General features: G+C 68.2%; 19 protein-coding genes. 8 read left to right on the top strand and 11 right to left on the bottom strand.

The annotated features are described in order from the left end of the window. The first annotated feature begins 200 nt into the window (after window positions 1–200). Window positions 201–791: a hypothetical protein gene (locus tag NE2_RS11485; RefSeq protein WP_063025914.1), complete on the top strand. Its 591-nt coding sequence runs from the start codon at window positions 201–203 to the stop codon at window positions 789–791. 58 nt (window positions 792–849) lie between these two features. Here the strand turns inward: NE2_RS11485 and NE2_RS11480 are convergent, their stop codons facing one another. Beyond that, entirely contained in the window at window positions 850–1,524 is a 675-nt protein-coding gene (locus NE2_RS11480) for a hypothetical protein (RefSeq protein WP_063025913.1), read from the bottom strand. Window positions 1,525–2,325: 801 nt separating this feature from the next. Continuing rightward, a complete protein-coding gene (locus tag NE2_RS11475; protein ID WP_063025912.1) occupies window positions 2,326–2,688 on the bottom strand; it encodes a GFA family protein in 363 nt (120 codons plus the stop codon). A gap of 145 nt (window positions 2,689–2,833) precedes the next feature. Between NE2_RS11475 and NE2_RS11470 the strand changes: the two genes are divergently transcribed. Together NE2_RS11470 and NE2_RS11465 are read left to right on the top strand one after the other, a co-directional pair. After that, window positions 2,834–3,643, top strand: a complete 810-nt coding sequence (locus NE2_RS11470) for an ArsR/SmtB family transcription factor (RefSeq protein WP_063025911.1) — start codon at window positions 2,834–2,836, stop codon at window positions 3,641–3,643. 24 nt (window positions 3,644–3,667) lie between these two features. Then, the gene (locus tag NE2_RS11465) at window positions 3,668–4,267 is read left to right on the top strand and encodes a dihydrofolate reductase family protein (RefSeq protein WP_063025910.1); all 600 of its coding nucleotides are present in this window, start codon (window positions 3,668–3,670) and stop codon (window positions 4,265–4,267) included. Window positions 4,268–4,277: 10 nt separating this feature from the next. Here NE2_RS11465 and NE2_RS11460 read toward each other — a convergent pair whose 3' ends face one another. Beyond that, the gene (locus NE2_RS11460) at window positions 4,278–5,309 is read right to left on the bottom strand and encodes an alpha/beta hydrolase (protein ID WP_063025909.1); all 1,032 of its coding nucleotides are present in this window, start codon (window positions 5,307–5,309) and stop codon (window positions 4,278–4,280) included. A 323-nt stretch (window positions 5,310–5,632) separates the two neighbouring features. On the opposite strand from NE2_RS11460, the gene NE2_RS11455 reads away from it, so the two are divergent. Together NE2_RS11455 and NE2_RS11450 are read left to right on the top strand one after the other, a co-directional pair. After that, window positions 5,633–6,667, top strand: coding sequence for an alpha/beta hydrolase (locus NE2_RS11455; protein WP_063025955.1), 1,035 nt, complete (start codon window positions 5,633–5,635; stop codon window positions 6,665–6,667). Window positions 6,668–6,742: 75 nt separating this feature from the next. Further along, a complete protein-coding gene (locus tag NE2_RS11450; RefSeq protein WP_063025908.1) occupies window positions 6,743–7,930 on the top strand; it encodes an AI-2E family transporter in 1,188 nt (395 codons plus the stop codon). 8 nt (window positions 7,931–7,938) lie between these two features. Here the strand turns inward: NE2_RS11450 and NE2_RS11445 are convergent, their stop codons facing one another. Next, on the bottom strand, window positions 7,939–9,192 hold the full coding sequence (locus NE2_RS11445; RefSeq protein WP_063025954.1) for a PucR family transcriptional regulator: 1,254 nt from the start codon (window positions 9,190–9,192) through the stop codon (window positions 7,939–7,941). A gap of 372 nt (window positions 9,193–9,564) precedes the next feature. On the opposite strand from NE2_RS11445, the gene NE2_RS11440 reads away from it, so the two are divergent. Further along, window positions 9,565–10,176 (top strand): dihydrofolate reductase family protein, encoded by a 612-nt coding sequence (locus tag NE2_RS11440; RefSeq protein WP_063025907.1) that lies wholly within the window; start codon window positions 9,565–9,567, stop codon window positions 10,174–10,176. 100 nt (window positions 10,177–10,276) lie between these two features. On the opposite strand, the gene NE2_RS11435 is transcribed toward NE2_RS11440, so the two are convergent. Further along, on the bottom strand, window positions 10,277–11,755 hold the full coding sequence (locus NE2_RS11435) for a flavin-containing monooxygenase (RefSeq protein WP_233429744.1): 1,479 nt from the start codon (window positions 11,753–11,755) through the stop codon (window positions 10,277–10,279). Between the two features lie 488 nt (window positions 11,756–12,243). Between NE2_RS11435 and NE2_RS11430 the strand changes: the two genes are divergently transcribed. Then, complete coding sequence (locus NE2_RS11430; protein ID WP_063025905.1) at window positions 12,244–13,041, top strand: SAM-dependent methyltransferase; 798 nt, start codon at window positions 12,244–12,246, stop codon at window positions 13,039–13,041. A 7-nt stretch (window positions 13,042–13,048) separates the two neighbouring features. Here NE2_RS11430 and NE2_RS11425 read toward each other — a convergent pair whose 3' ends face one another. Beyond that, window positions 13,049–14,083 carry a Gfo/Idh/MocA family protein gene (locus NE2_RS11425; RefSeq protein ID WP_063025904.1) on the bottom strand — a complete coding sequence of 345 codons (1,035 nt, stop codon included), beginning with the start codon at window positions 14,081–14,083 and terminating at the stop codon, window positions 13,049–13,051. A 137-nt stretch (window positions 14,084–14,220) separates the two neighbouring features. Further along, entirely contained in the window at window positions 14,221–15,807 is a 1,587-nt protein-coding gene (locus NE2_RS11420) for an MFS transporter (protein WP_063909361.1), read from the bottom strand. Window positions 15,808–15,909: 102 nt separating this feature from the next. On the opposite strand from NE2_RS11420, the gene NE2_RS11415 reads away from it, so the two are divergent. Beyond that, the gene (locus NE2_RS11415; protein WP_063025903.1) at window positions 15,910–16,521 is read left to right on the top strand and encodes a TetR/AcrR family transcriptional regulator; all 612 of its coding nucleotides are present in this window, start codon (window positions 15,910–15,912) and stop codon (window positions 16,519–16,521) included. A gap of 28 nt (window positions 16,522–16,549) precedes the next feature. Here the strand turns inward: NE2_RS11415 and NE2_RS11410 are convergent, their stop codons facing one another. From NE2_RS11410 to NE2_RS11390, 4 genes are all read right to left on the bottom strand, one after another. Then, the gene (locus NE2_RS11410) at window positions 16,550–17,347 is read right to left on the bottom strand and encodes an SDR family NAD(P)-dependent oxidoreductase (protein WP_063025902.1); all 798 of its coding nucleotides are present in this window, start codon (window positions 17,345–17,347) and stop codon (window positions 16,550–16,552) included. A gap of 664 nt (window positions 17,348–18,011) precedes the next feature. Continuing rightward, window positions 18,012–18,332 carry a hypothetical protein gene (locus NE2_RS11400; protein ID WP_063025900.1) on the bottom strand — a complete coding sequence of 107 codons (321 nt, stop codon included), beginning with the start codon at window positions 18,330–18,332 and terminating at the stop codon, window positions 18,012–18,014. Next, on the bottom strand, window positions 18,329–18,574 hold the full coding sequence (locus NE2_RS11395; RefSeq protein ID WP_146165292.1) for a hypothetical protein: 246 nt from the start codon (window positions 18,572–18,574) through the stop codon (window positions 18,329–18,331). The genes NE2_RS11400 and NE2_RS11395 overlap by 4 nt, the downstream gene beginning before the upstream one ends. A 33-nt stretch (window positions 18,575–18,607) precedes the next feature. Further along, window positions 18,608–19,168: a hypothetical protein gene (locus NE2_RS11390; protein ID WP_063025898.1), complete on the bottom strand. Its 561-nt coding sequence runs from the start codon at window positions 19,166–19,168 to the stop codon at window positions 18,608–18,610. Window positions 19,169–19,376: the final 208 nt, after the last annotated feature.

The raw sequence follows: 19,376 nt of genomic DNA, 5'->3' as shown, positions 1-19,376 counted from the left end.
ACGGGTTTCGGGTTCAGTATTCAATCAGCGGCCGGGCCCGGCCAGGGCTTCAACCTCGACCGGCTCCCGAACGACCGGAACGCGGCAATATCGGATGTACTGAACGGTTGGGGAGAACGATCGGTCGGATATCCCAAGGTCTCGGGGCGAGGTTACCTTCGGCCCTGGGGCGACTGCGGACCGGTGCCGATGATGGATCTATGACGACGGGATCCGGTGTCGGCCCCATGCTTATCGAGTCCGCGGTGCCGGCCTTCGACGCCGACCTGATCGAGCATCTGGTGGTGCACGCTGATCCGCGTGCGACCTATCAGGCAGCACGCGGCGTGGATTTACTGAGCGTGCGCACGCCGCTGACGACGGTCTCGATGTGGGTTCGGGGGCTGCCCGCGCGCTGGAGCGGCCGGGCGGTCCCCACTCCGCAGCGACTGGTGGTGGGCGAGGAGGTCGGGCTGCCGGGCTGGCTGCTGCTCGGCGAGATCCCGGGACGTGAGATCGCGTTCGGTGCGGTCGGCAAGTTCTGGCGGCCGGATATCGAATGGCGCGACGTACCACGGGCGGACTTCGCCGGCTTCACCGAGCCCGGATGGGGGAAGATCGCGGCGAACTTCACCGTCACCGGTTATGGCGAGCATGCCAGCCTGCTCGGCTACGAGGTCCGCACCGTCACCACCGATCCTGTATCGCGGCGGCGATTTCTGCGGTACTGGTGGTTGATCCGCCCGTTCGTGGCGCACATCATGCGGGCCACGTTGCGCACGATCGCTGAGGACGCAGAAACGCGGGGATGAATGGATATCGACCGACAGTCGTTGCGAGCCAGCGGATTCCGATCCGCTCGAGTTGATCTCAGGCCATTGAGAGCGCAGAGGCCGTCCGCTCGACGTTGCGCTTCAGCACGGCCAGCATGCGCGCCTGCATGATCCATACCACTACGGGAAAGGCCCAGTCGTACATCAACCGCTCGAACCATCTGGGGCGGGCGGCTTGGTAGCCGCCGATGACCAGGCGGGTGCGTCGGCCAGGCAGCTCGGTCAGGCGAAAGCCCCAGAACCCCTCCATATAGGCCGAGGGCCGCGGCCGGCTCGGATCGAGCAACTGTCCCCGGAGATCGGCTAGCCAGTAGAGCCCCAAGAATCGGTTCGGTTCAAGGGTTACCACCGCATAAGAGGGGAGGCCGAGGCACTTCAGACGGTCCCCGACGCCGAGGTCCTGCCACTCCGGGTGAACCTCCCGGGCGCTGGGACGGCCCGCGTTGTCGAGGAGGTCCCAGGAATAGAAGCCTCCGCGGTCCCAACCCATTTGAACCAGCCACGGCCATACCTGCTCTGCGGGCGCCTCGATGGTGACGGCCATGGTTGCTCCCCGCTCGCCCTCAGGGACAAAGTCGCCACCAGGAAAGGGGCCGACAACTTCGTCATCGGTCGCGCCCCACGTCATCAGTCGAGGCGCCAGAAAGCGCCGGTAGGCCGCCGCCGCTACTCCCACTGCGGCGACACCCGTGGTCCCGAGCACACCGGTCATACGACAACCATGCGACACCGTGCAGGCAGGCCACCAGGGCCAAACGTCATAGCGTTCGAACGGACCCAAGATCTTCCATGGATAAGTATGGGCAGCAGGGAAATCCTGGTCACGGCGAGCGAGGACGAATGGCTCACCCTGCATCAGGCCGCCGAGGCCGCCGGCATGAGCGTGCCGGCGTATCTGGCGTGGGGCGCGCGGATCCTGGCCATGCAGGCCCGCCCCGGCACCCGAGGCCCCGAAACGCCGGCAGGTCCACCTGCTCGGCGTCGCCATGGCGAGCCCGCGGAAGAGTCGGCCGCGGCGGCATGGGCGGAAACCCTCACCCAGCGGCTGTCGCACCACGCTGCCCGGCTCCACGAAACCGAGATCCGACCCCCTCAGAGGGTGCCCGGAGCGTGCCCCGGCCGGTTTTCGAGGGTGCTCAGGAAGCTTTCGGCAGCATCCTGGACCCGGTCGCGGTCGCCGGTGGCGAGCAGATCGAGCAATAGCCGCGAATCGTCGCAATGACCAATGTGGCTGTGCGACTTGCGGTCTCGGGATCAGTGCCCGGGGCCCGAGCATCGCACAGCGAGGCCGGCCAGTCGGTGACGACGTGGTCGAGGAAGTCCGGAAACTGTTCGGGAGCTTGCAGGGCACGTCCGTAGACGGCGAAGAACAACCGGAACTCCGCCTGACGATCCGGGGCCGAAGTCCGCGCCCAAAGATGAAGCTCGACCGATAAGGCCGGTAACCGTCAACCGGCGACAGAGCGAGTCTGCGCGGGACAGCCCGAATCGCCTGCTCGACAAGAGCGGCGCCTCAGCCCAACGGCGCCATCCACGGAACGGCGTTGTGCGCGAAGCTCTGCTTGACCGGAATCAGCCCGGAATGATCGTCCAACGCCGTGATCGTGACGCCGATCAAGCCGGCTTCATCACCCTTGGAAGCGATCGAGGAACCGCACTTCGGGCAGAACCCACGGCAGATCTGCGGGAACGTCTCGAACCAGGTCGGCTCACCGCCCGGACCGGTCCACGCGAACCCCTTCTCGGGGAAGGACACCCACGACATCACGGGGGCACCCGAGAGCCGCTGACAGTGCTCGCACGAGCACAAATGAGGAAAATCCGGCTCGCCGGTCGCGGAGAACCGGATAGTGCCGCAGAGACAGCCACCGTCCATATCGCTCCTTCACGCGCCCGACACCATCTTGTTCCGAACGAATGTACGAGCGAGGTCCGACAGACCTTCTCAGGTGCCGACACCATCGGCCCGACAGCCAAGATATTCCTTGACAAGAATATTCTTTCAAGTGAATACTTAGTTCATGGATCAGATCTTCTCCGCCCTGGGCGACGGTGCGCGGTGGCGGATCGTCGAGCTGCTGGCCGAGCGACCTCGCTCGGTCGGGGAGTTGGCGGAGACGACCGGGTTGCGGCAGCCGCAGACGACCAAACATCTGCAGACGCTGGCTCGGGCGGGGGTGGTCACCGTCTTTCCGTTGGGGCAACGACGGGTGTACGCCCTCGAGGCGGGACCGCTGCACGAGCTGGCTCGGCGGCTGCGCGAGGTTGCGGAGACGGCCGAGGCGCATGCCGGCGAGCGGGATGTGGTTGCCCGGTACCGTGCGGCGATCGACGCGGAAACCGCTGCGGCGCAGCATGATCGGTGGGCGGACGGGCGGACGTTCAGCTTCGAGCGCACGGTGGCCGCGCCGTGTAGCACCGTGTGGCGGCACTGGGTCGATCCGGATCTGCTGGCGGCCTGGTGGGCGCCGGCGCCGATGCGCATCACCGAATGCGTACTCGAACCCACACCCGGCGGGCGGGCCGTCCTGGACTATCGCGACCCTGAGGGGACGCGGTATCGCTCGCAGGGGCGTGTTCTGGCAGCGGAGAAGAACGAGCGCCTGGTCTTCGATCTGTCCGTCCTGGACGACGCGGGCGCGGTGGCCTTCACCGGCCGCTACTCCCTCACCCTCACCGAGACCACCGAGGGCACCCGAATGCACCTGGCGTTGACCATCACCGAAACCACCGTCGACGCGGCCGCCTTCATCGCCGGAATCGAAACCGGTTGGGCCGCAGTCCTCGACAACCTCGCCGACGCTGTCGGCGCATCCACGTCCACCGAATAACCAGACGAAACAAAGGAGCCCACCATGAGCGACACGCATGCCCGCAGAGTGACTGCCAACCTCAGCATCACCCTCGACGGCCGGTACCGCGGTCCCGGCGGCCCGGCCGATATGGGCCCCATCGTTCGCTATGCGACCACCGAGGTCGCGCGCGATCACCTCACCCGGATGCGGGAGAACGCCACCACGGCGGTGCTGGGCCGGCTCAACGCGGAGGGTTTCCTCGGCTTCTGGCCCTCGGTCGCCGCCGACGATACCGCCGACCCGCGCGACCGCGGATATGCGAAGTGGCTGGTCGATACGGAGAAGGTGGTGCTGTCCCGGACGCTAACCGACGCCCCCTGGGACCGCACCCGCATCGTGAACGCCCCGGCCGCCGACGTGATCGCCGACCTGCGCGGCACCGGCACCGGCGACATCCTGGTCAACAGCAGCGCGAGCGTCATCAAGGACCTGCTCGCCGCCGATCTGCTCGACCGCCTGTACCTCATCGTCTGCCCCGAGATCGCCGGTGGCGGACCACGCCTGTTCGACGACGGCCTGCCGGCGACGACATGGTCACTCTCCCACCAGGAAACGGGTGAACTGGGCGAGATGGCCGTCGTCTACGATCGCGTGCGCTGACTCCGGCACCTCACGCACCGAGGGCGTCGGCGAACAGCGGCCACGAGGTGTGCAGGTCCTCCTGCCAGTAGCCCCAGGAGTGGGTGCCGGTCGGCCGGAAATCGAAGGTCGCGGGCACGCCGAGTTGCTGCAGGCGGTCGTGCAGCTGGTGGGTGCAGAGATTCGTGACGCCTTCGAGTGCCGCACCGAAAACGAGTTGATAGGCGAGCTGCGTCGCGTCACCGTGCGCTCCCTGGAAAGTGTCGAGCGGTCCCGGGATTCCGGTGCCGGTGGAGACGTAGATCGCGGTGCCGCGCAAACGATCCGCGTGCAGGTAGGGGTCGTTGGCCGCCCACGCCGGATCCGTCGGCGGCCCCCACATGTTCACGGTGTTCCCCATCCGATTTCCGACCACGGCGTCGACGATCAACTGCCCCTGCGGGTCGCTGGTGCGCACACATCCGGAGTACGAGCCGACCGCCTTGTACAAACCCGGCGCGGCCAGTGCCAGCTGGAAGACCGAGGTCCCCGCCATCGAGATTCCGGCGATCGCGTTCACCCCGGTACCGCCGAAGCCGGAATCGATGATCGGCGGCAATTCCTTGGTCAGGAAGGTGCGCCACCGCTGCCGGCCCAGCACCGGATCGTCGGCGCGCCAATCGGTGAAATAGCTGCTGGCACCGCCGAACGGCACCACCACGTTGACTTGCTTGTCGGCGAAGAATGCGGCGATATCGGTGCGATCGGCCCAGCTGCCGTCGCTGATCCCGCCGTTGGCTCCGTTGAGCAGATACAGCGTCGGCGCCGGCCGGTCCGGGTCGGCGGCGCGAATCAGTTGCACGCGAGTCACATTGCGCATGGCCGCCGAGTACACGCCGATATCGAGGATCCGGTCGTCGCGCCGGTGGATATCGCTGATGTGCGAACCGTCGGGTGCGCCGGCCTCGGCGGGATCGGCGGTCGCGCGCTCGTTCGAGACGGTGATCGCCGCCGCCACGGTGATCACGGCCGACAGCACGGCGACGGCACGGGCGATGCGCATTCTCGGCGGGCGGCTGACCATCCTCGCACTCCGATCTCGACATGTGTTCGCGGCACGACTCCCCGACGGCCGACCACAGTCAACGACGCCGGCCCCTGCTCCGGCACCCGATAGCGCGGAATTTGTGGCCATTACCAGACCGGGCGCGTCCGCGCTGGCATACAGGCCAAAGCCGGCACGCGGCGATTGCCGGGTAGCACCGCGGCGGCCTATCGTCGGCGCCGGCGGTTCCGCGGTTTCGGACCCAGGAAAGGCGGCGCGTGAATTCTGCTGTGTTGCATGGGAATTCTGCTGTGTTGCAGGGCATCGGCCGCACCTCGGCGCGGCTGGCCGCGGCGCTGTCGATGACGGCCGGACTCGCCTGCGGTTCGGCCACCGCCCAACCGCCTACCGTGCCACCTGCCACCGCACCCGATTCGCCTGTGCCCGCCTCGGTTTCGGCCACCCAGGCCCTGACGGACGCCCGCCCCTCCGCCGACGGGTCCGTCCTGACGACGGCCACGCCCGGTTCATCACGCGCCCTCACGGTGACCGTCCACTCCGCGGCGATGAACATTCCGATCCGGCTGGAAGTGCTTCCGGCGCCGGACCGCTCGCGACCGGCACCCACGGTATACCTGTTGAACGGCATCGACGGCGGCGCCGACGGAAACTGGATCAACCGGACCGATATCGCGCAGTTCTTCGCCGACAAGCAGGTCACCGTGGTGGTGCCGTTCGGCGGTGCCAGCAGTTACTTCACCGACTGGCGCGCCGACGATCCGGTGCTGGGCAGGCAGCGGTGGACGACGTTTCTGACCGAGGAACTACCACCGATCATCGATTCCGGCTTCGGCGGAAACGGCAGGAACGCGATCATCGGAATATCGATGGCCGGGACCTCGGTCTTTCAGCTGGCACTGGCCGCCCCGGGCTTGTACAAGGCGATCGGGTCGTACTCGGGCTGCGCACGCACCAGCGACCCGCCCGGTCAGCTCATCGTCGACGCGGTCGTGGGCGGCGGTAGGGGCAACACCGTGAACATGTGGGGCCCGCCGACGGACCCGGCCTGGGCGGCCAACGACCCCTACCTGCACGCGGACCGCTTGCGCGGCACCGCGATCTACGTCTCCACCGGCACCGGGCTGCCCGGACCGCTGGACACCCTCGACGGTCCCGGAATCCGTTCCAGCCCTGCGAAATTGGCCGACCAGATCCTCGTCGGCGGCGCCCTGGAAACCGGCGCGGTCCGCTGCACCCGCGAACTCCACACCAGGCTCACCGAACTCGCCATTCCCGCCACCTTCGACATGCGTCCCACCGGCACCCATTCCTGGGGCTACTGGCAGGAGGACCTGCACCGGAGCTGGCCGGTGTTCGCTCGGGCACTGGGACAGTGAGCCCACCCGAGTTCGGCGCGGACCCGCCGCCCTGGTCCGGCCCGAGCACGGCGCACGGGCGCTACGCTGCCAAGAATGGGTAGTTCCGCCGATTCGGACGCCGAACGCGGCCCGCAGGGCGAGCCGTCGGTCCCGGAGCCGATCGCGGCAGCCGAACGCGCGGCCTCCGAGTCGGCCGGCGCGCAGCACCCGCACGGGCGGCCGGGCCCGCGGTTCGACCGCAATTCACCGTTCGTGATCGGCGTGACCGGCGGCCTCGGCGTCCTCCTCGCGATCGGCATCGTGGACATGCTGGCGACCGCACGACAGGCCCTCGTGCTGGTGGGCGTGGCGCTGTTCCTGGCGATCGGGATCGAGCCGCTGGTCGCCTGGCTGAATCGGCGCCGACTGCCGCGCTGGGCCGCCGTCGCCGTCGTATTCGGCTGTGCCACACTGCTCGTCGCCGGATTCCTGGCCGCGGCGATCACACCGCTCGTCACCCAGGGCGGCGATCTGGTCGACCACGCCTCCGACCGGCTGCACGACCTGGAGAACCAGTACCCGCTGATCCGATCGTGGTCGCAGCGTCTGCACCTGGATCAGGAACTCGAACACGGCCTCACCGACAACCCCTCCCTGCGCCACGGTCTGCTCGGCGCCGGTGAGCGCGTCTTCGGCGCACTGGCCAGCGCGTTGATCGTGGCGGTGCTGACCATCTACTTCTCGGCGAATTTCCCGCGCATCCGGCACAGCCTGTACCGGTTCTTCCCGCAGTCGCGCCGCCCCCGCGCCATCCTGCTCGGCGACGCCATCTTCACCAAGGTCGGCGGATACGTCTTGGGCAATCTGCTGATCTCGCTGATCACCGCGATCGCCACATTCGTCTGGCTGACGGTGTTCTCGGTGCCGTACCCGCTGATCCTCTCGGTGCTGGTGGCTCTGCTGGACCTGGTGCCGCTGATCGGCTCGACGGTCGCCGGGTTGATCATCACCGCCGTCGCGCTGACCGTCTCGCTGCCGGTCAGCATCGCCACGGCCGGATTCTTCCTCGCGATGCGGCTGCTGGAGGACTACCTGCTCGTCCCGCGCATCATGGACCGCACCGTCCGGGTGCCGGCGGTGGTCACGGTGGTGGCGATCATTCTGGGCGGCGCGCTGCTCGGCATCCTCGGCGCGCTGCTGGCGATCCCGTGTGCCGCCGCGGTGCTGCTCATCGTGCAGGAGGTGGTCTACCCGCACCTGGACGGCACCACCGAGCGGCCACCGGCCGGTTCCGGCGCGTAAGGCCCGAATCAGGCGGGCCGGCGCACCGGCGTGGACGCATCGCGGTCGCTGATGCCGAGCCGGGCGATCAACGCCGAACGCAAATACCACAATCCGGTGGTGCGGGACGGATCGAAACCGGTCAACTGGCCGATGCGGCGCAGCCGGTAATCGATGGTGTTCGGGTGGATGCACAATTGCCGCGCGGCACGCTGCCGGTTGAGGTCGGTGTTGAAGAAGACGTGCAGCGTTTCCAGCAGCTCGGGGTGGTCGTCCAGGGGTGCCAGCCGGGCGTCGAGGATGTCGCGGCCGATGCCGGGCCGGGTGAGCTGATACTGCAGCGCGAGTTCGGCGAAGCGATGCACTCCGGGCCCGCGTCCGAGCCGGCGCACCGTGTCGAGCAGGTCGTGCGCCTGCTGCGCCGCGGCCGGGACGTCGGCCGCGGCGGCGCCCACCTTCGCGGCGGTCAGCGGCACGCCGGCCAGCTCGGACAGCCGGGTGAGCAGATCGTCCAATTCCGTATCCGTGCAGGCGGTTTCGGGGATGAGCACCGTGCCGCCGTCGACCGAGAGCATCGCCAGCGGCTGATCACGCAACAGTTTCGCCAGCGCGGCCTGCACCCGCCGCAGCTTGCGGCGCGCGACCACATTCCGGTCCAGCCGCGGATGCGTTTCGTCGGGATGCGGCGGAATCCACAGGGCGAGAACGTGATACCGCTCGGCGATCCGGATCCCGCATTCGCGCGCCAGCTTCGTGGTGGCGTGCCCGCCGAGCAACGCCGAGGTGAGGGTGTGCACGGCGGTGTGGTGTTCGACGGCGTCGGCGCGGCGCTCCTGGACGTAGGCCTTGCTGACGGTCGCGGTGATCAGGTCCAGCAGTTCCAGCGCGGTGGCGGTGCCCCGGACGACGAGTTCGGCATCGCTGGCCTTGGCCCGGGCGAACAGCAGGTCCAGTCCGGCCTTGAATCCCTCGTGGACCGCGTGCACGACCACCTCGATCGGGATGCCGGCGCGGCACCAGCGCGCGGCCGCGGCCCGCAGCCGATCGGTGCGTTCGGGAAGATCCCCGCCGTTGACCCGGCGGATCGACCATTCCACACAGATCCGCGCGACCGCCGACACCTCACCGGACATCACATCGGCGGGCAGGGTGGTGAACGGCGCCACGGATCCGCCGAGGTGCAGGACCAGTTCCCGGGACATGGCCTGCGCGTCCCGCATGGACAGCGAGGTGGCGCGGCCGGATATCGCGCGCTCAGCACCGACTGTGCTTGCTGTCGTCACTCTGACCTCCTTGTCACGGACCAGATCCGCAGCCTTCGCGAGATCTGCCGGATCGATGATCGGGCGATATGGACGCCGCCCGTTCACCGGCCGTAGGTGTTACCTGATGGAACGGTAATGCGAGCCTCCGCTCACCTTCTACTCCGTTTTGGACATTTTCGACACCCCGCCGCATAGCCTCCGACCTGCGTCAATCGGTGACAGCGCGAGCAGTTCGGCACATTTGGCGACAAAATATGGGGAACCGCTCACTTTTTGCTCCACTCTCGTCGCCGCACTCGCGCCGCCGGAGATCTTCGCCGGCACCGATGACTTCCGCGCGCTCGCGCCGTCGGATCGTGCAACAGGGACTTCTCGGACCCAGGAGACATCATGCGCACGATCACGGCCGGCTTGTTCATCGCTCTCGACGGTGTCGTCGAGAATCCGCAGGACTGGCACTTCCCCTATTACAACGAGGAGATGGGCGCGGCGGTCGATGCCCAGCTCGGCAGTGCCGACACGCTGCTGCTGGGGCGCAAGACCTACGACAGCTTCGCCGGCGCCTGGCCCGAACGCGAGGCAGCCGGTGGGCCCGACGCGGAGTTCGGCCGCAAACTGGGCGACGCCCGCAAGATCGTGGTGTCACGCGGCGAGCACAACTTCACCTGGCGCAATTCCGAAGTGCTGCAGGGTGATCTGATCGCCGGGGTGACGGCGTTGAAGCGGGAACCCGGCGGGGATATCGCCATCTCCGGCTCGGTCTCGGTGGTGCGGGCACTGCTCGGCGCGGGACTGCTCGACGAACTGCATCTGCTGGTGCACCCGATCGCGGTGCGATCCGGTATGCGCCTGTTCGACGACGCCGAGGCCACTCTCCCGCTGACCCTGCTTCGCTCGACCGCCTTCCGCACCGGCGTCGTCCATCTCGTCTACGGACCCGGACACCACCTCGAGGGCGACTACGACCAGGCCAAACAGCATCTGGCCCACGACGAGGACTGATCGCCGCGACCGGGTCACGTTCACCGAGTGCGTCACCATGACCGAAAGGCCGCCCGGCGCAAAGTATTTCGCGACGGGCGGCCTCGTCGCGCGAGCCGGGTCAGGCTCCGACCGTTTCGGCGGCGGCGGTGCGGTGCACCGGTGCGAAGCTCGACGCCGGCGGGCGACGCAACATCCGGGCGTAGGTGCGCACGGAGGCGGGCCAGGGGTTGGTGATCGCGCCGCTGTCGTGGGTGTACCAACTGGGCACATCCGCCGACCACACCGTGGTCGCGAGCGCGTCCGCCAGCCATGCTCGATACGCCGCCATCGCGTCGGCCCGCACCTCGATCGCCGCCGCTCCGATCTCGTCGCGCCAGCGCAGGCAGCGCATGATGTAGGCGATCTGATGCTCCTTCATCGCCGGATTGCTGCCCGCCGGAGTGAACGAGTTGGGTCCGGCGATGAGGAACGCGTTGGGAAATCCCGGCACCGCCAGACCCATGAAAGCGTCAGCGCCCGAACGCCATCGGTCCTGCAGGGACTGTCCACCACGGCCGCGCACGGTGATCGGAGCCAGGAATTCGGCGGCGCGGAATCCTGTCGCGTAGACGATGACATCGGCGTCGTAGCGCCCGCCGTCAGCGGTCACGACGCCGTCGCGGGTGATGCGGGCGATCGCCGAGGTGGTCAGTTCCACGTTGTCGCGACCCAGCGTGCGATAGAAGTGGCTGTCGAAGACGATGCGTTTGGCGCCGATCGGATAGTCCGGGGTGAGCCTTCCCCGCAGCACCGGATCGGCGACACTGCGCCGAAGGTACTGTCGCGCAATCCATTCCGCGGGCCGGGCGGGCCAGCGGCGGTGCATGATCGGCGCCAGCAGCGAGTCGGCGGCCTGGTGCAGACCCCAGCGGTAGGCGCGCTGCGCACCGGGCAGCCGCAGCGCCGCGCGCGTCGCCGGGCCGAATTCGGCGGCCGGTTTGGGGAGGATCCACTGCGGAGTTCGCTGGAATATCCGCACGGACGCGGCCGTGTCGGCCAACGCCGGCAGGCATTGTGCCGCACTGGATCCGGTGCCGATCAGGGCGATCCGCCGCCCGCGCAGCTCGGCCGCATGATCCCAGTCGGCGGTGTGGAACGACGCGCCGTCGAATTCGTCGCGGCCGGGGATCTCCGGGATGTTCGGGCGATGCAGTTGGCCGACAGCGAAGACCACGACATCGGCGGTGAACCGAATCCCGTTCGCGGCCCGCAGTTCCCAGCACGCACCCGATTCCGAGTAGGTCGCCTCGGCGACGGCGGTGCCGGTGTGCAGATGGCCGGGTAGCCCTTCTGCGGCGGCGACGGCCCGCAGATATTCCAAGGTCCTGCGGCGCCCCGGGAATCGGATACCGGTACTGCGATACGGCGCGAACGAGAACGAATACAGGTGCGCCGGTACATCACAGCTACATCCCGGATAGGTGTTGTCTCGCCACACGCCCCCCAATTCGGGCGATTCCTCCAGGATGACGAAATCGTCCATCCCCGCGCGCCGCAGCGCCGTTCCCATGCCGATTCCCCCGAATCCGGACCCGACGACGACCACTGTGCTGTGCAAGCCCTCTACCACCTCCATGTGAGACGAGAAACTCAGTAACCGATCGGCAACCTTACGTGCCGAGGGGCGGAATTCCTAAATGCCCGATCGCGCGGATGGAATGGCAGCCGCCGAACTCGAGTGGCGATATGGACAATGTTCCAGATTGGACGCTTGATTAGTGTTGCGGCGCGGCAGACTTCCGCCTATCCGAAGGCGGGTGTCAGACATACCCCCCAACAGCCGCCACCGACAAACCGGGCCAGCTAGCACATTTTTAGCTAACCCAGCGTCGCTGTCGAGTTCTCCGCGAACGCCGTTGCCGCACACGAGCCGTCGCACATGGTCGCCCGCGCCACACACGCGCGCCCCCACTGCCGGTACGAATATCTCGGTCCTGCAACATATTCCGGCACAACCGTTACGCGGAGGTTTATAATCGCGTAGTTCGCACCGACGAGATGCCGCGCGGTTCGGCGGCGCCCACACCTACGGGGAGCTCAGCACATATGGCCATCGACGATCCGGCGCAGATCCGCACCGATATTCCGCACTCGGCGCGCATCTGGAATTTCTGGATGGGCGGCAAAGACAATTACGAGGTCGATCGCGCCGTCGGTGAGGCGAGTCTGCAGATCGATCCCGATATCGCGACCATGGCGGTGCAGTCGCGGCAATTCCTGATCCGGGCGGTGCGCCATCTGGCCGGCGAGGCCGGAATCCGCCAATTCCTCGATATCGGTACCGGTTTGCCGACGATGCAGAACACCCACGAGGTGGCTCAGAGCGTCGCGCCCGATGCCAAGGTGGTCTACGTCGACCACGATCCGCTGGTCCTCGCCCACGCTCGCGCGCTGCTGACCAGCACCACTCCGGAGGGTGTGACGACCTACGTCGACGCCGATTTCCACGAGCCGGAGAAAATCATCGCCGAGGCGCACGCCATCCTGAATCTGCAGGAGCCGGTGGTCGTCATGTTCATGGGCGTGCTCGGTCACGCCCGCAGTTACGAGGACATGCTGCGCATCGTTCGCACGGTGCTGGCGGCGGTGCCCTCCGGTAGCTATCTGGTGCTCTGGGACGGCACCGACGACAGCCAACCGTATGTCGACCTGTGCGCCGAATACGCGAAAACCGGTGGTACGCCGTATTATCCGCGCACGCGCGCCGAAATCGCCGCGGCCTTCGACGGACTCGAGCTCGTCGATCCCGGCTTCACCTGCATCACGCAGTGGCAGCCCGATTCCCGTGAGGTCGGCCGCACCGCCGACATCGCCGCCTACGGCGGCGTCGCCCGCAAACCCTGACGGGCGTTCATCGAGCCGCCACCGCGCGCGCCCGCTCGATGACGCGCAGGGCCGCCACGGCATCGGCGGGGTCCACCGGCGGTTCGCCGCCGTCCAGCAGGGCGGCGGCGACCCCGGCGTAGAAATCCGGATAGGCGCCGGGTTCGCTGGGGGTCAGGCGCAGATCGCCTTCGGCGCCGAGCTGGCCCCAGTCGACGGGATCGACACTCCCCCACGGCTGTCCGTCGCCGGGACGACGACCGGCTCGCAGTGCCGCCTCCTGCGGATCCAGTCCGTAACACACATACCCGGCCTCGGAGCCGAGCACCCGCAAGCGCGGGCCCAGCTGTGGCGCAACGGCACTCATCCACAGATGCGACCGCACACCCGAGGCATGGGTGAGCGCCACGAAGGCATCGTCGTCGGCCAGCACACCGGGACGGCGGGCGTCGAGCTCGCAGTAGACGTCCTCGACCGGGCCGAACAGGTCGAGCGCCTGGTCGATCAGGTGACTGCCGAGGTCGTAGAGGATGCCGGCGCCTTCGTCGGCGCCACCGACCTCTCGCCACCCGCCCTTGATGTGCGGGCGCCAGCGTTCGAAGCGGGATTCGAAGCGGCGCACCTCGCCCAGCGCGCCGTCGGCCATCAGCCGGCGCACCGTGCGAAAGTCGCTGTCCCAGCGCCGATTCTGAAAGACGGTCAGCATGACACCGGCCCGCCGAGCGGCCTCGATCATCGCCTCGCCCTCGACGGCGGTCAGGGCGAAGGGTTTGTCGACCACCACCGGCAGCCCCGCCGCCACGGCCCGCAGCGTCAGTGGTCCGTGGGTGCGGTTGGGGCTCGCGATCACCACCAGATCGATATCCGTTGCGGTGCCGAACAATTCGTCGGCCGTTGCGAATACCCGCACGCCGGGATGGTCGGCGCGCGCCTGGTCGGCTCGTTCCGGCGAGGAGGTCACCACCGCGGCCATCCGGAGCCGGGGGCCAGCGGCGATCAGGGGAGCGTGAAAGACCGCTCCGGACAATCCGTATCCGATCACCGCCACATTCACCTGCGCCATCGCCGCCGCTCCTCGATTCGACTTCCGCCGCGCGGACCGACGCTCACGCCCGCGCGTGGCCGACACCGGGCCGGCCCGCGTCCATCACAACACGCCCGCCTACTCCGGCGCGGTGACGCCGGCACCGACACACCGGATCACCGCCGCCCCGCTCCGGCAGCCGATTCGGCGCCGGCGGATTCGGACCCGGCCGATTCGGCCCCCTCCGATTCGGCACCGGATCGCACGCGAGAGGGCGCCCACACTCCGAGGATCGCCGCGATCACCAGCGTCACCACCCCGAGCACGAGGGTGGCCTGGTGCAACCCGTGCGCGAAGGCGGATTTCGCTTGGTCCGCAAGCGGTTTCGCCTGCGGGCCGATGCGTTCGGTCACGGCCAGCGCGCCCGCGAGCGAACCGGTGACAGGCCCGCGGATCGGTTCGGGAATCCGGTCGGCGATCTCGGCCATGCGGTGGCTGTAGCCGGCCGCCAGCACGCTGCCGGCCAGGGCGATCCCCAGCGCGGCGCCCATCTCGCGAGCGGCGTCGTTCACCGCGGCCGCCACCCCCTGTTTGTCCGCCGGCGCCCCGTCCACGATCGCCGCGGTGGCCGGCGCCGCGGCCAGGCCGAGGCCGGTGCTCATGATCAGCAGCGGCCACAGCACATCCACGAACGTGCTCGCGGACGTCAACCGCGACAGGCACAACAGGCCGATCCCGACGACGACCAGACCGACCGTGGTGGGCAGCCGCAGTCCGAACCGCTGCGCCAGCCACGGCGCGATCACCGACAGCGCCACCATCGGCACGATCATCGGCGCCATCGCGACCGCCGACAGCAGCGGCGAATAGCCCAGGATCAATTGGAAGAACTGCACGATCACCATGAACAGCCCGAACGAGACCAGGAACTGCACCGCCACCGACAGCGTCCCGGCGCCGAAGCCACGCCCGGCGAACAGCCGCACATCCAGAAGTGGGTGCTGGGCACGCAATTCGATCACCGTGAAGGCCGCGCCGACCGCCAGCCCGGCGACCACCGCGCCCAGCACCATCGGATCGGTCCAGCCGCGTTGCGGGGCCTCGAGCGCCGCGATCACGATCAGGCCCACCGCGCCCGCCCCGCTCACCGCTCCCCAGGGATCGAAGCGCGCGCGCTCGCCGTCCTGCGATTCGGGAACGGTGCACGCCGCGACCGCCAGAATCGCACCCGAGATCGCCATCGCGAGCGTGATCGACAGCCACGACCAGCGCCACAGCAGCACTCCGGAACCCAGGATGCCGATGACCGCGCCGCCGCCGACCGTGCCCGCCCAGATACCGACCGCGACATTGCGGCGATCCGGTTCCACCCCGGAGGTGAGCAGCGACAGCGTCGACGGCATCACCAGTGCCGCACCTACTCCGGCGATCGCTCGCGAGCCGATCAGCCATTCCGGGCCGTGGACCACCAGCGGGATCGCGGAGGCTATCGCGAACACCGCCAGCCCGATGATCATGACGATGCGGCGGCCGTAGCGGTCGCCCAGAGCGCCGGCCGGCAGTACCAGACATGCCAGCGCCAGCGTGTAACCGTCGATGATCCAGGTCAATTGGGACTGCGTGGCACCGGTCGCCGAGGCGATCTGCGGCAGGGCGGTGTAGAGCGCGGCCATCGACGCGACGACCAGCGCGACGGCCAGGCAGGACACCACGATCACCCATCGGGTGCGCCCGGGAACGAGCTCGGTCTTGGTTGCGTTCATCGCGCCTCCCGAGAAACGATACTTTCAGTTTCGCTATGCTACTCGCAGTATCGTTTCTATCCCGTGCGGCCGCCGATCTTGCCGAGGAGGAATCCTGAGACCATGACATCGACTGCCGCGATGGGATCCGAGGACGATCCGCGCAAGGCGCGCTCGCGTCGCCGCCTCCTGACGGCCGCGACCGAGTTGTTGCGCGACGGCGGACTCGACGCGGTCACCATCGATGCGGTGACGCGGCGTTCGGGCGTCGCGCGCACCACGCTGTACCGGCATTTCGACACGGTGGCACAGTTGCGTACCGCGACGTTGGAAGAGCTGATGCCGCCGGTGGTCGAGATCCCGGACGCGGGTCCCCTGCGCGAGCGGCTGATCGAACTGCTCACCCGGCAGGCCGCGGCGATCAACGACGTCCCGCTGCATCTGACCACGCTGGCGTGGCTGGCGACCGGGGACGCGCAGGCGCACGGCGAGGGCGTGCGGGCCGGTTCGCTGCGCACTCATCTGATCGACACCTATCGTCGCCCGTTCGACGAACTGTTCGACGACCCGCAGGCACGCGCACTGCTCGGCGACCGGGATCTCACGGCGGTGCTGGCGCAGCTCGTCGGGCCGATCGTCTTCGTGCGGCTCACCGGCATCGGCCGCGCCGGGCGCGACGACTGCGCCCGTATCGTCGACGATTTCCTGGCCGCGTGCGAGGGCGATCGGGGCTGAAACGCTCTGCGTACGAGGCGGTTTCGCGTCAGTAATACACGGGGCCCGGCACGCCGCCGCCGGCCGCGACGGCATCGCCGGTGATCGCGATGCTGCGCGGCGAGGCCAGGAAGGTGACGACATCGGCGACCTCGCGGGCGTCGATCACCCGGCGGATCGAGTTGGCGGCCAGACCGGCCTCCAATTCTTCGACGGTGGCACCGGATTCGGCGGCCTGGTCGGCCAGTCGTCCGGTGAGTCGTTCGGTCCGGGTGAGCCCCGGGTGCACGACCGTCACGTTGATCCCGTGCGGGCCGAGTTCGTCCGCGAGATTCTTCGTCAGGGCCGAAACGCCGACGTTGCGCACCGTCTGGGCGATCGAATTCGCTTGCCGCGCACCGAGTCCGCTGATATTGACGATTCGCCCCCAGCCCTGCGCGATCAGATGCGGCGCGACGGCGCGGGCGGTGCGCAGGTATCCGAGCACCTTGATCTCGACCTCGCGGCGCACGATGTCGTCACTGGTGGCGTTCAGATCCGCGGGCGAGCCGGCACTCCACGGCGTGGCCGCGGCATTGACCAGGATGTCGACCCCACCCAGCTCGGCCACGGTGCGCTCGACCAGCGCCCGCACCTGGTCGTCGTCGCCGGTATCGGTGGGCACCGCCACGATCCGCCGCCCGCTCTCCCGCGCGAGCGCCTGCGCGGCCGCCGCGAGCGGTTCGGCGGATCGAGCGGCGATCACCACATCGACGCCCTCGGCCGCGAGTCCGCGCGCGACGGCCAGCCCGATTCCCTTACTGCCGCCTGTGACGATGGCCCGCTTACCGCTCAGCTGCAAATCCATGCGAGCGACGGTAACAACGCCTGCCGTGCGCGTCGCGGATCCGGATCGGGCTGAACAGAATCCGGTTCACGTCCTCGTTCTGGCCGGCATCGACCCGCACCACCTCCTTGATGACCCCGAGGATCGAGGCCGCGTCACGGTCCCGGGCCCACTGAGCCGTAGCCCCACCGTGACGAGCCGATCGGCGGGAGTCTCCGAGGCCACCACATCGGCCCGCCGGCCCAGCACCGCCATCGAATCGATCGTCCATCCGCGGGCCGTGCAGGTGGTCAGCAGATCGCGCAACACACCGGCGCCCGCCCTGCTCGCAGGTCACCGGGTAGCTGCGCTCGGCCGAACCGCGCCCGTGACGATGAACTAATCGTGCAAACCCCGCCGCTTTTCGCGGTTTTCGGGCTGTTGCAGAATGTGCCGAAGGCTCGATAGTGACGTCACATCAGGTGACCAAACGACCTTCCTCGGGACGCGATATTGCCTCTGCCGCCCAGCTGGACCTGTGACCCAAGTCATGGCGGAAACCCGCTCGCATTCTGCAACAGCCCGTTTTCGCGCATTTCCGCGGAGGTTTGCACGAAAAATTCGGGGTGTGCGGACTGTGGGCACCGGCAATCACCGAAGCGGCCCACCGCACGCACTTCACCGCGACGAGCGGTACCGACCCGCACTACCAATCCGGCTGGTAGCCCCAGCGCCACATGTCTGCGGGCTCCACCGTGACCAGCGCCGCGAATCCGCACACCGATCGCGGACTGCCGCCGACATGCTCCAGGTCGTGGACGATCACCGCCACCGCGTCGACGCGACGCAGGGCGGGAAGCAGCTCAGGCACCGGCACGTCGGCGACGATCCCCAGCAGGCGATAACCCGCCTCGGTCGCGCGCCGACGAATCGCGGCTTCGATTTCGGCTCGTCGATCGCCCGCCAGATCGGAGCGAACGTATCCGATTGCCCTGGGCCACTTCGATTTGTCCGGCTCCGCGCTCATTCGAGCGACCGGGTCGTGGGCGTCGGCTGCGAATTGCGGTGGCCCGGTATCCATTCGGTCCACATCTGGTGGGCGACGCCATCCCAGACAGCGGCCCAGTGGCGCGACGTTTGTTCTCGTGCCGCCGCGAGATCGGTGCCCGGCGCGAACTCGATCACCTCGCCGGTGGTCGTGTCGCTCGCCTGCCTGATCTCGATATGACGGTATTTCTTCATCGTCCACACCGCTTCCAGGCCGTTCACCTCGGTACGCCTGGTCCTGTCGTCCGGCACCACCTACCCCCGTTCCCGCATATCGGCGACCAGCCCGTCCAGCACGCTCAGTAGGGTGCCGAGGTCCGCGCCCGTCGCCACCGGCAGCTCGCTGCCGATCGGGTCGAGCCGGATACCGCGCGCCGCGGCACGCTCGCGCAACGTGCGAGCCGGAGGAACAACCTTCCCGGCCCGCACGAGAAACCCGAATGCGGCGGCTTTGCGGGGACACCGATGGGCGCTACAACCCTTGTGCTGCTGCATGATTCGCCAAGCGATCGACTCGGTCAGCGGGTGTGGCAGGCCGGCATGCTCCGGTGCGATCGGGCTGCGCGCCCACGTCTCCGGCGGGCACACCGTTTCCAGATCACACCAATCGCACACCCGCGCCGGACTGTGATCGACGGTGGTCAAGTCGTAGACCACGACCGCCGCGGCGTCCATACCGAGGGCGATCGCCAGACCGTAACCGACGGGGTCCGGCCGATCCTCGGGCGGACGAACGGTGTAGACGTAGTCATACCCCAGCCGCTCGGCATGGCGTTCGATCGCGAGCGCATGCCGCGACGTGTCCGCACCAGACACACTGGGTCGTATTATTCCGATAGCTCTGGGGCGCTCACGATTTCGTCGTCCTTCATCGGTGTCGCATTGTGTGACCTGCTGATCGAGCATGGGCATTTTCGTCATGTTCGGGCTTCCGACGACGGGGATGTGGTTGAGGTGCTTACGGATTGCCAGGTCGGCCGCCCCGCCCGCATGCACACACCGAGTACACCATTGCCCGAGCCCA

Source organism: Nocardia elegans NBRC 108235, assembly GCF_001612845.1.
Classification (GTDB): Bacteria; Actinomycetota; Actinomycetes; order Mycobacteriales; family Mycobacteriaceae; genus Nocardia; species Nocardia nova.
The sequence above is the reverse complement of the archived record's forward strand: the minus strand, read 5'-3'. Positions and strand labels throughout refer to the sequence as shown.

Coding starts and splice junctions, on each gene's coding strand:
- NE2_RS11425 (WP_063025904.1), bottom strand. CDS start 14,083: ATGGCGCAGGTGAATGTGGCGGTGATCGGATACGGATTGTCCGGAGCG.
- NE2_RS11410 (WP_063025902.1), bottom strand. CDS start 17,347: ATGGATTTGCAGCTGAGCGGTAAGCGGGCCATCGTCACAGGCGGCAGT.
- NE2_RS11415 (WP_063025903.1), top strand. CDS start 15,910: ATGACATCGACTGCCGCGATGGGATCCGAGGACGATCCGCGCAAGGCG.
- NE2_RS11450 (WP_063025908.1), top strand. CDS start 6,743: ATGGGTAGTTCCGCCGATTCGGACGCCGAACGCGGCCCGCAGGGCGAG.
- NE2_RS11400 (WP_063025900.1), bottom strand. CDS start 18,332: ATGAGCGCGGAGCCGGACAAATCGAAGTGGCCCAGGGCAATCGGATAC.
- NE2_RS11460 (WP_063025909.1), bottom strand. CDS start 5,309: ATGGTCAGCCGCCCGCCGAGAATGCGCATCGCCCGTGCCGTCGCCGTG.
- NE2_RS11470 (WP_063025911.1), top strand. CDS start 2,834: ATGGATCAGATCTTCTCCGCCCTGGGCGACGGTGCGCGGTGGCGGATC.
- NE2_RS11420 (WP_063909361.1), bottom strand. CDS start 15,807: ATGAACGCAACCAAGACCGAGCTCGTTCCCGGGCGCACCCGATGGGTG.
- NE2_RS11475 (WP_063025912.1), bottom strand. CDS start 2,688: ATGGACGGTGGCTGTCTCTGCGGCACTATCCGGTTCTCCGCGACCGGC.
- NE2_RS11440 (WP_063025907.1), top strand. CDS start 9,565: ATGCGCACGATCACGGCCGGCTTGTTCATCGCTCTCGACGGTGTCGTC.
- NE2_RS11430 (WP_063025905.1), top strand. CDS start 12,244: ATGGCCATCGACGATCCGGCGCAGATCCGCACCGATATTCCGCACTCG.
- NE2_RS11465 (WP_063025910.1), top strand. CDS start 3,668: ATGAGCGACACGCATGCCCGCAGAGTGACTGCCAACCTCAGCATCACC.
- NE2_RS11480 (WP_063025913.1), bottom strand. CDS start 1,524: ATGACCGGTGTGCTCGGGACCACGGGTGTCGCCGCAGTGGGAGTAGCG.
- NE2_RS11455 (WP_063025955.1), top strand. CDS start 5,633: ATGACGGCCGGACTCGCCTGCGGTTCGGCCACCGCCCAACCGCCTACC.
- NE2_RS11485 (WP_063025914.1), top strand. CDS start 201: ATGACGACGGGATCCGGTGTCGGCCCCATGCTTATCGAGTCCGCGGTG.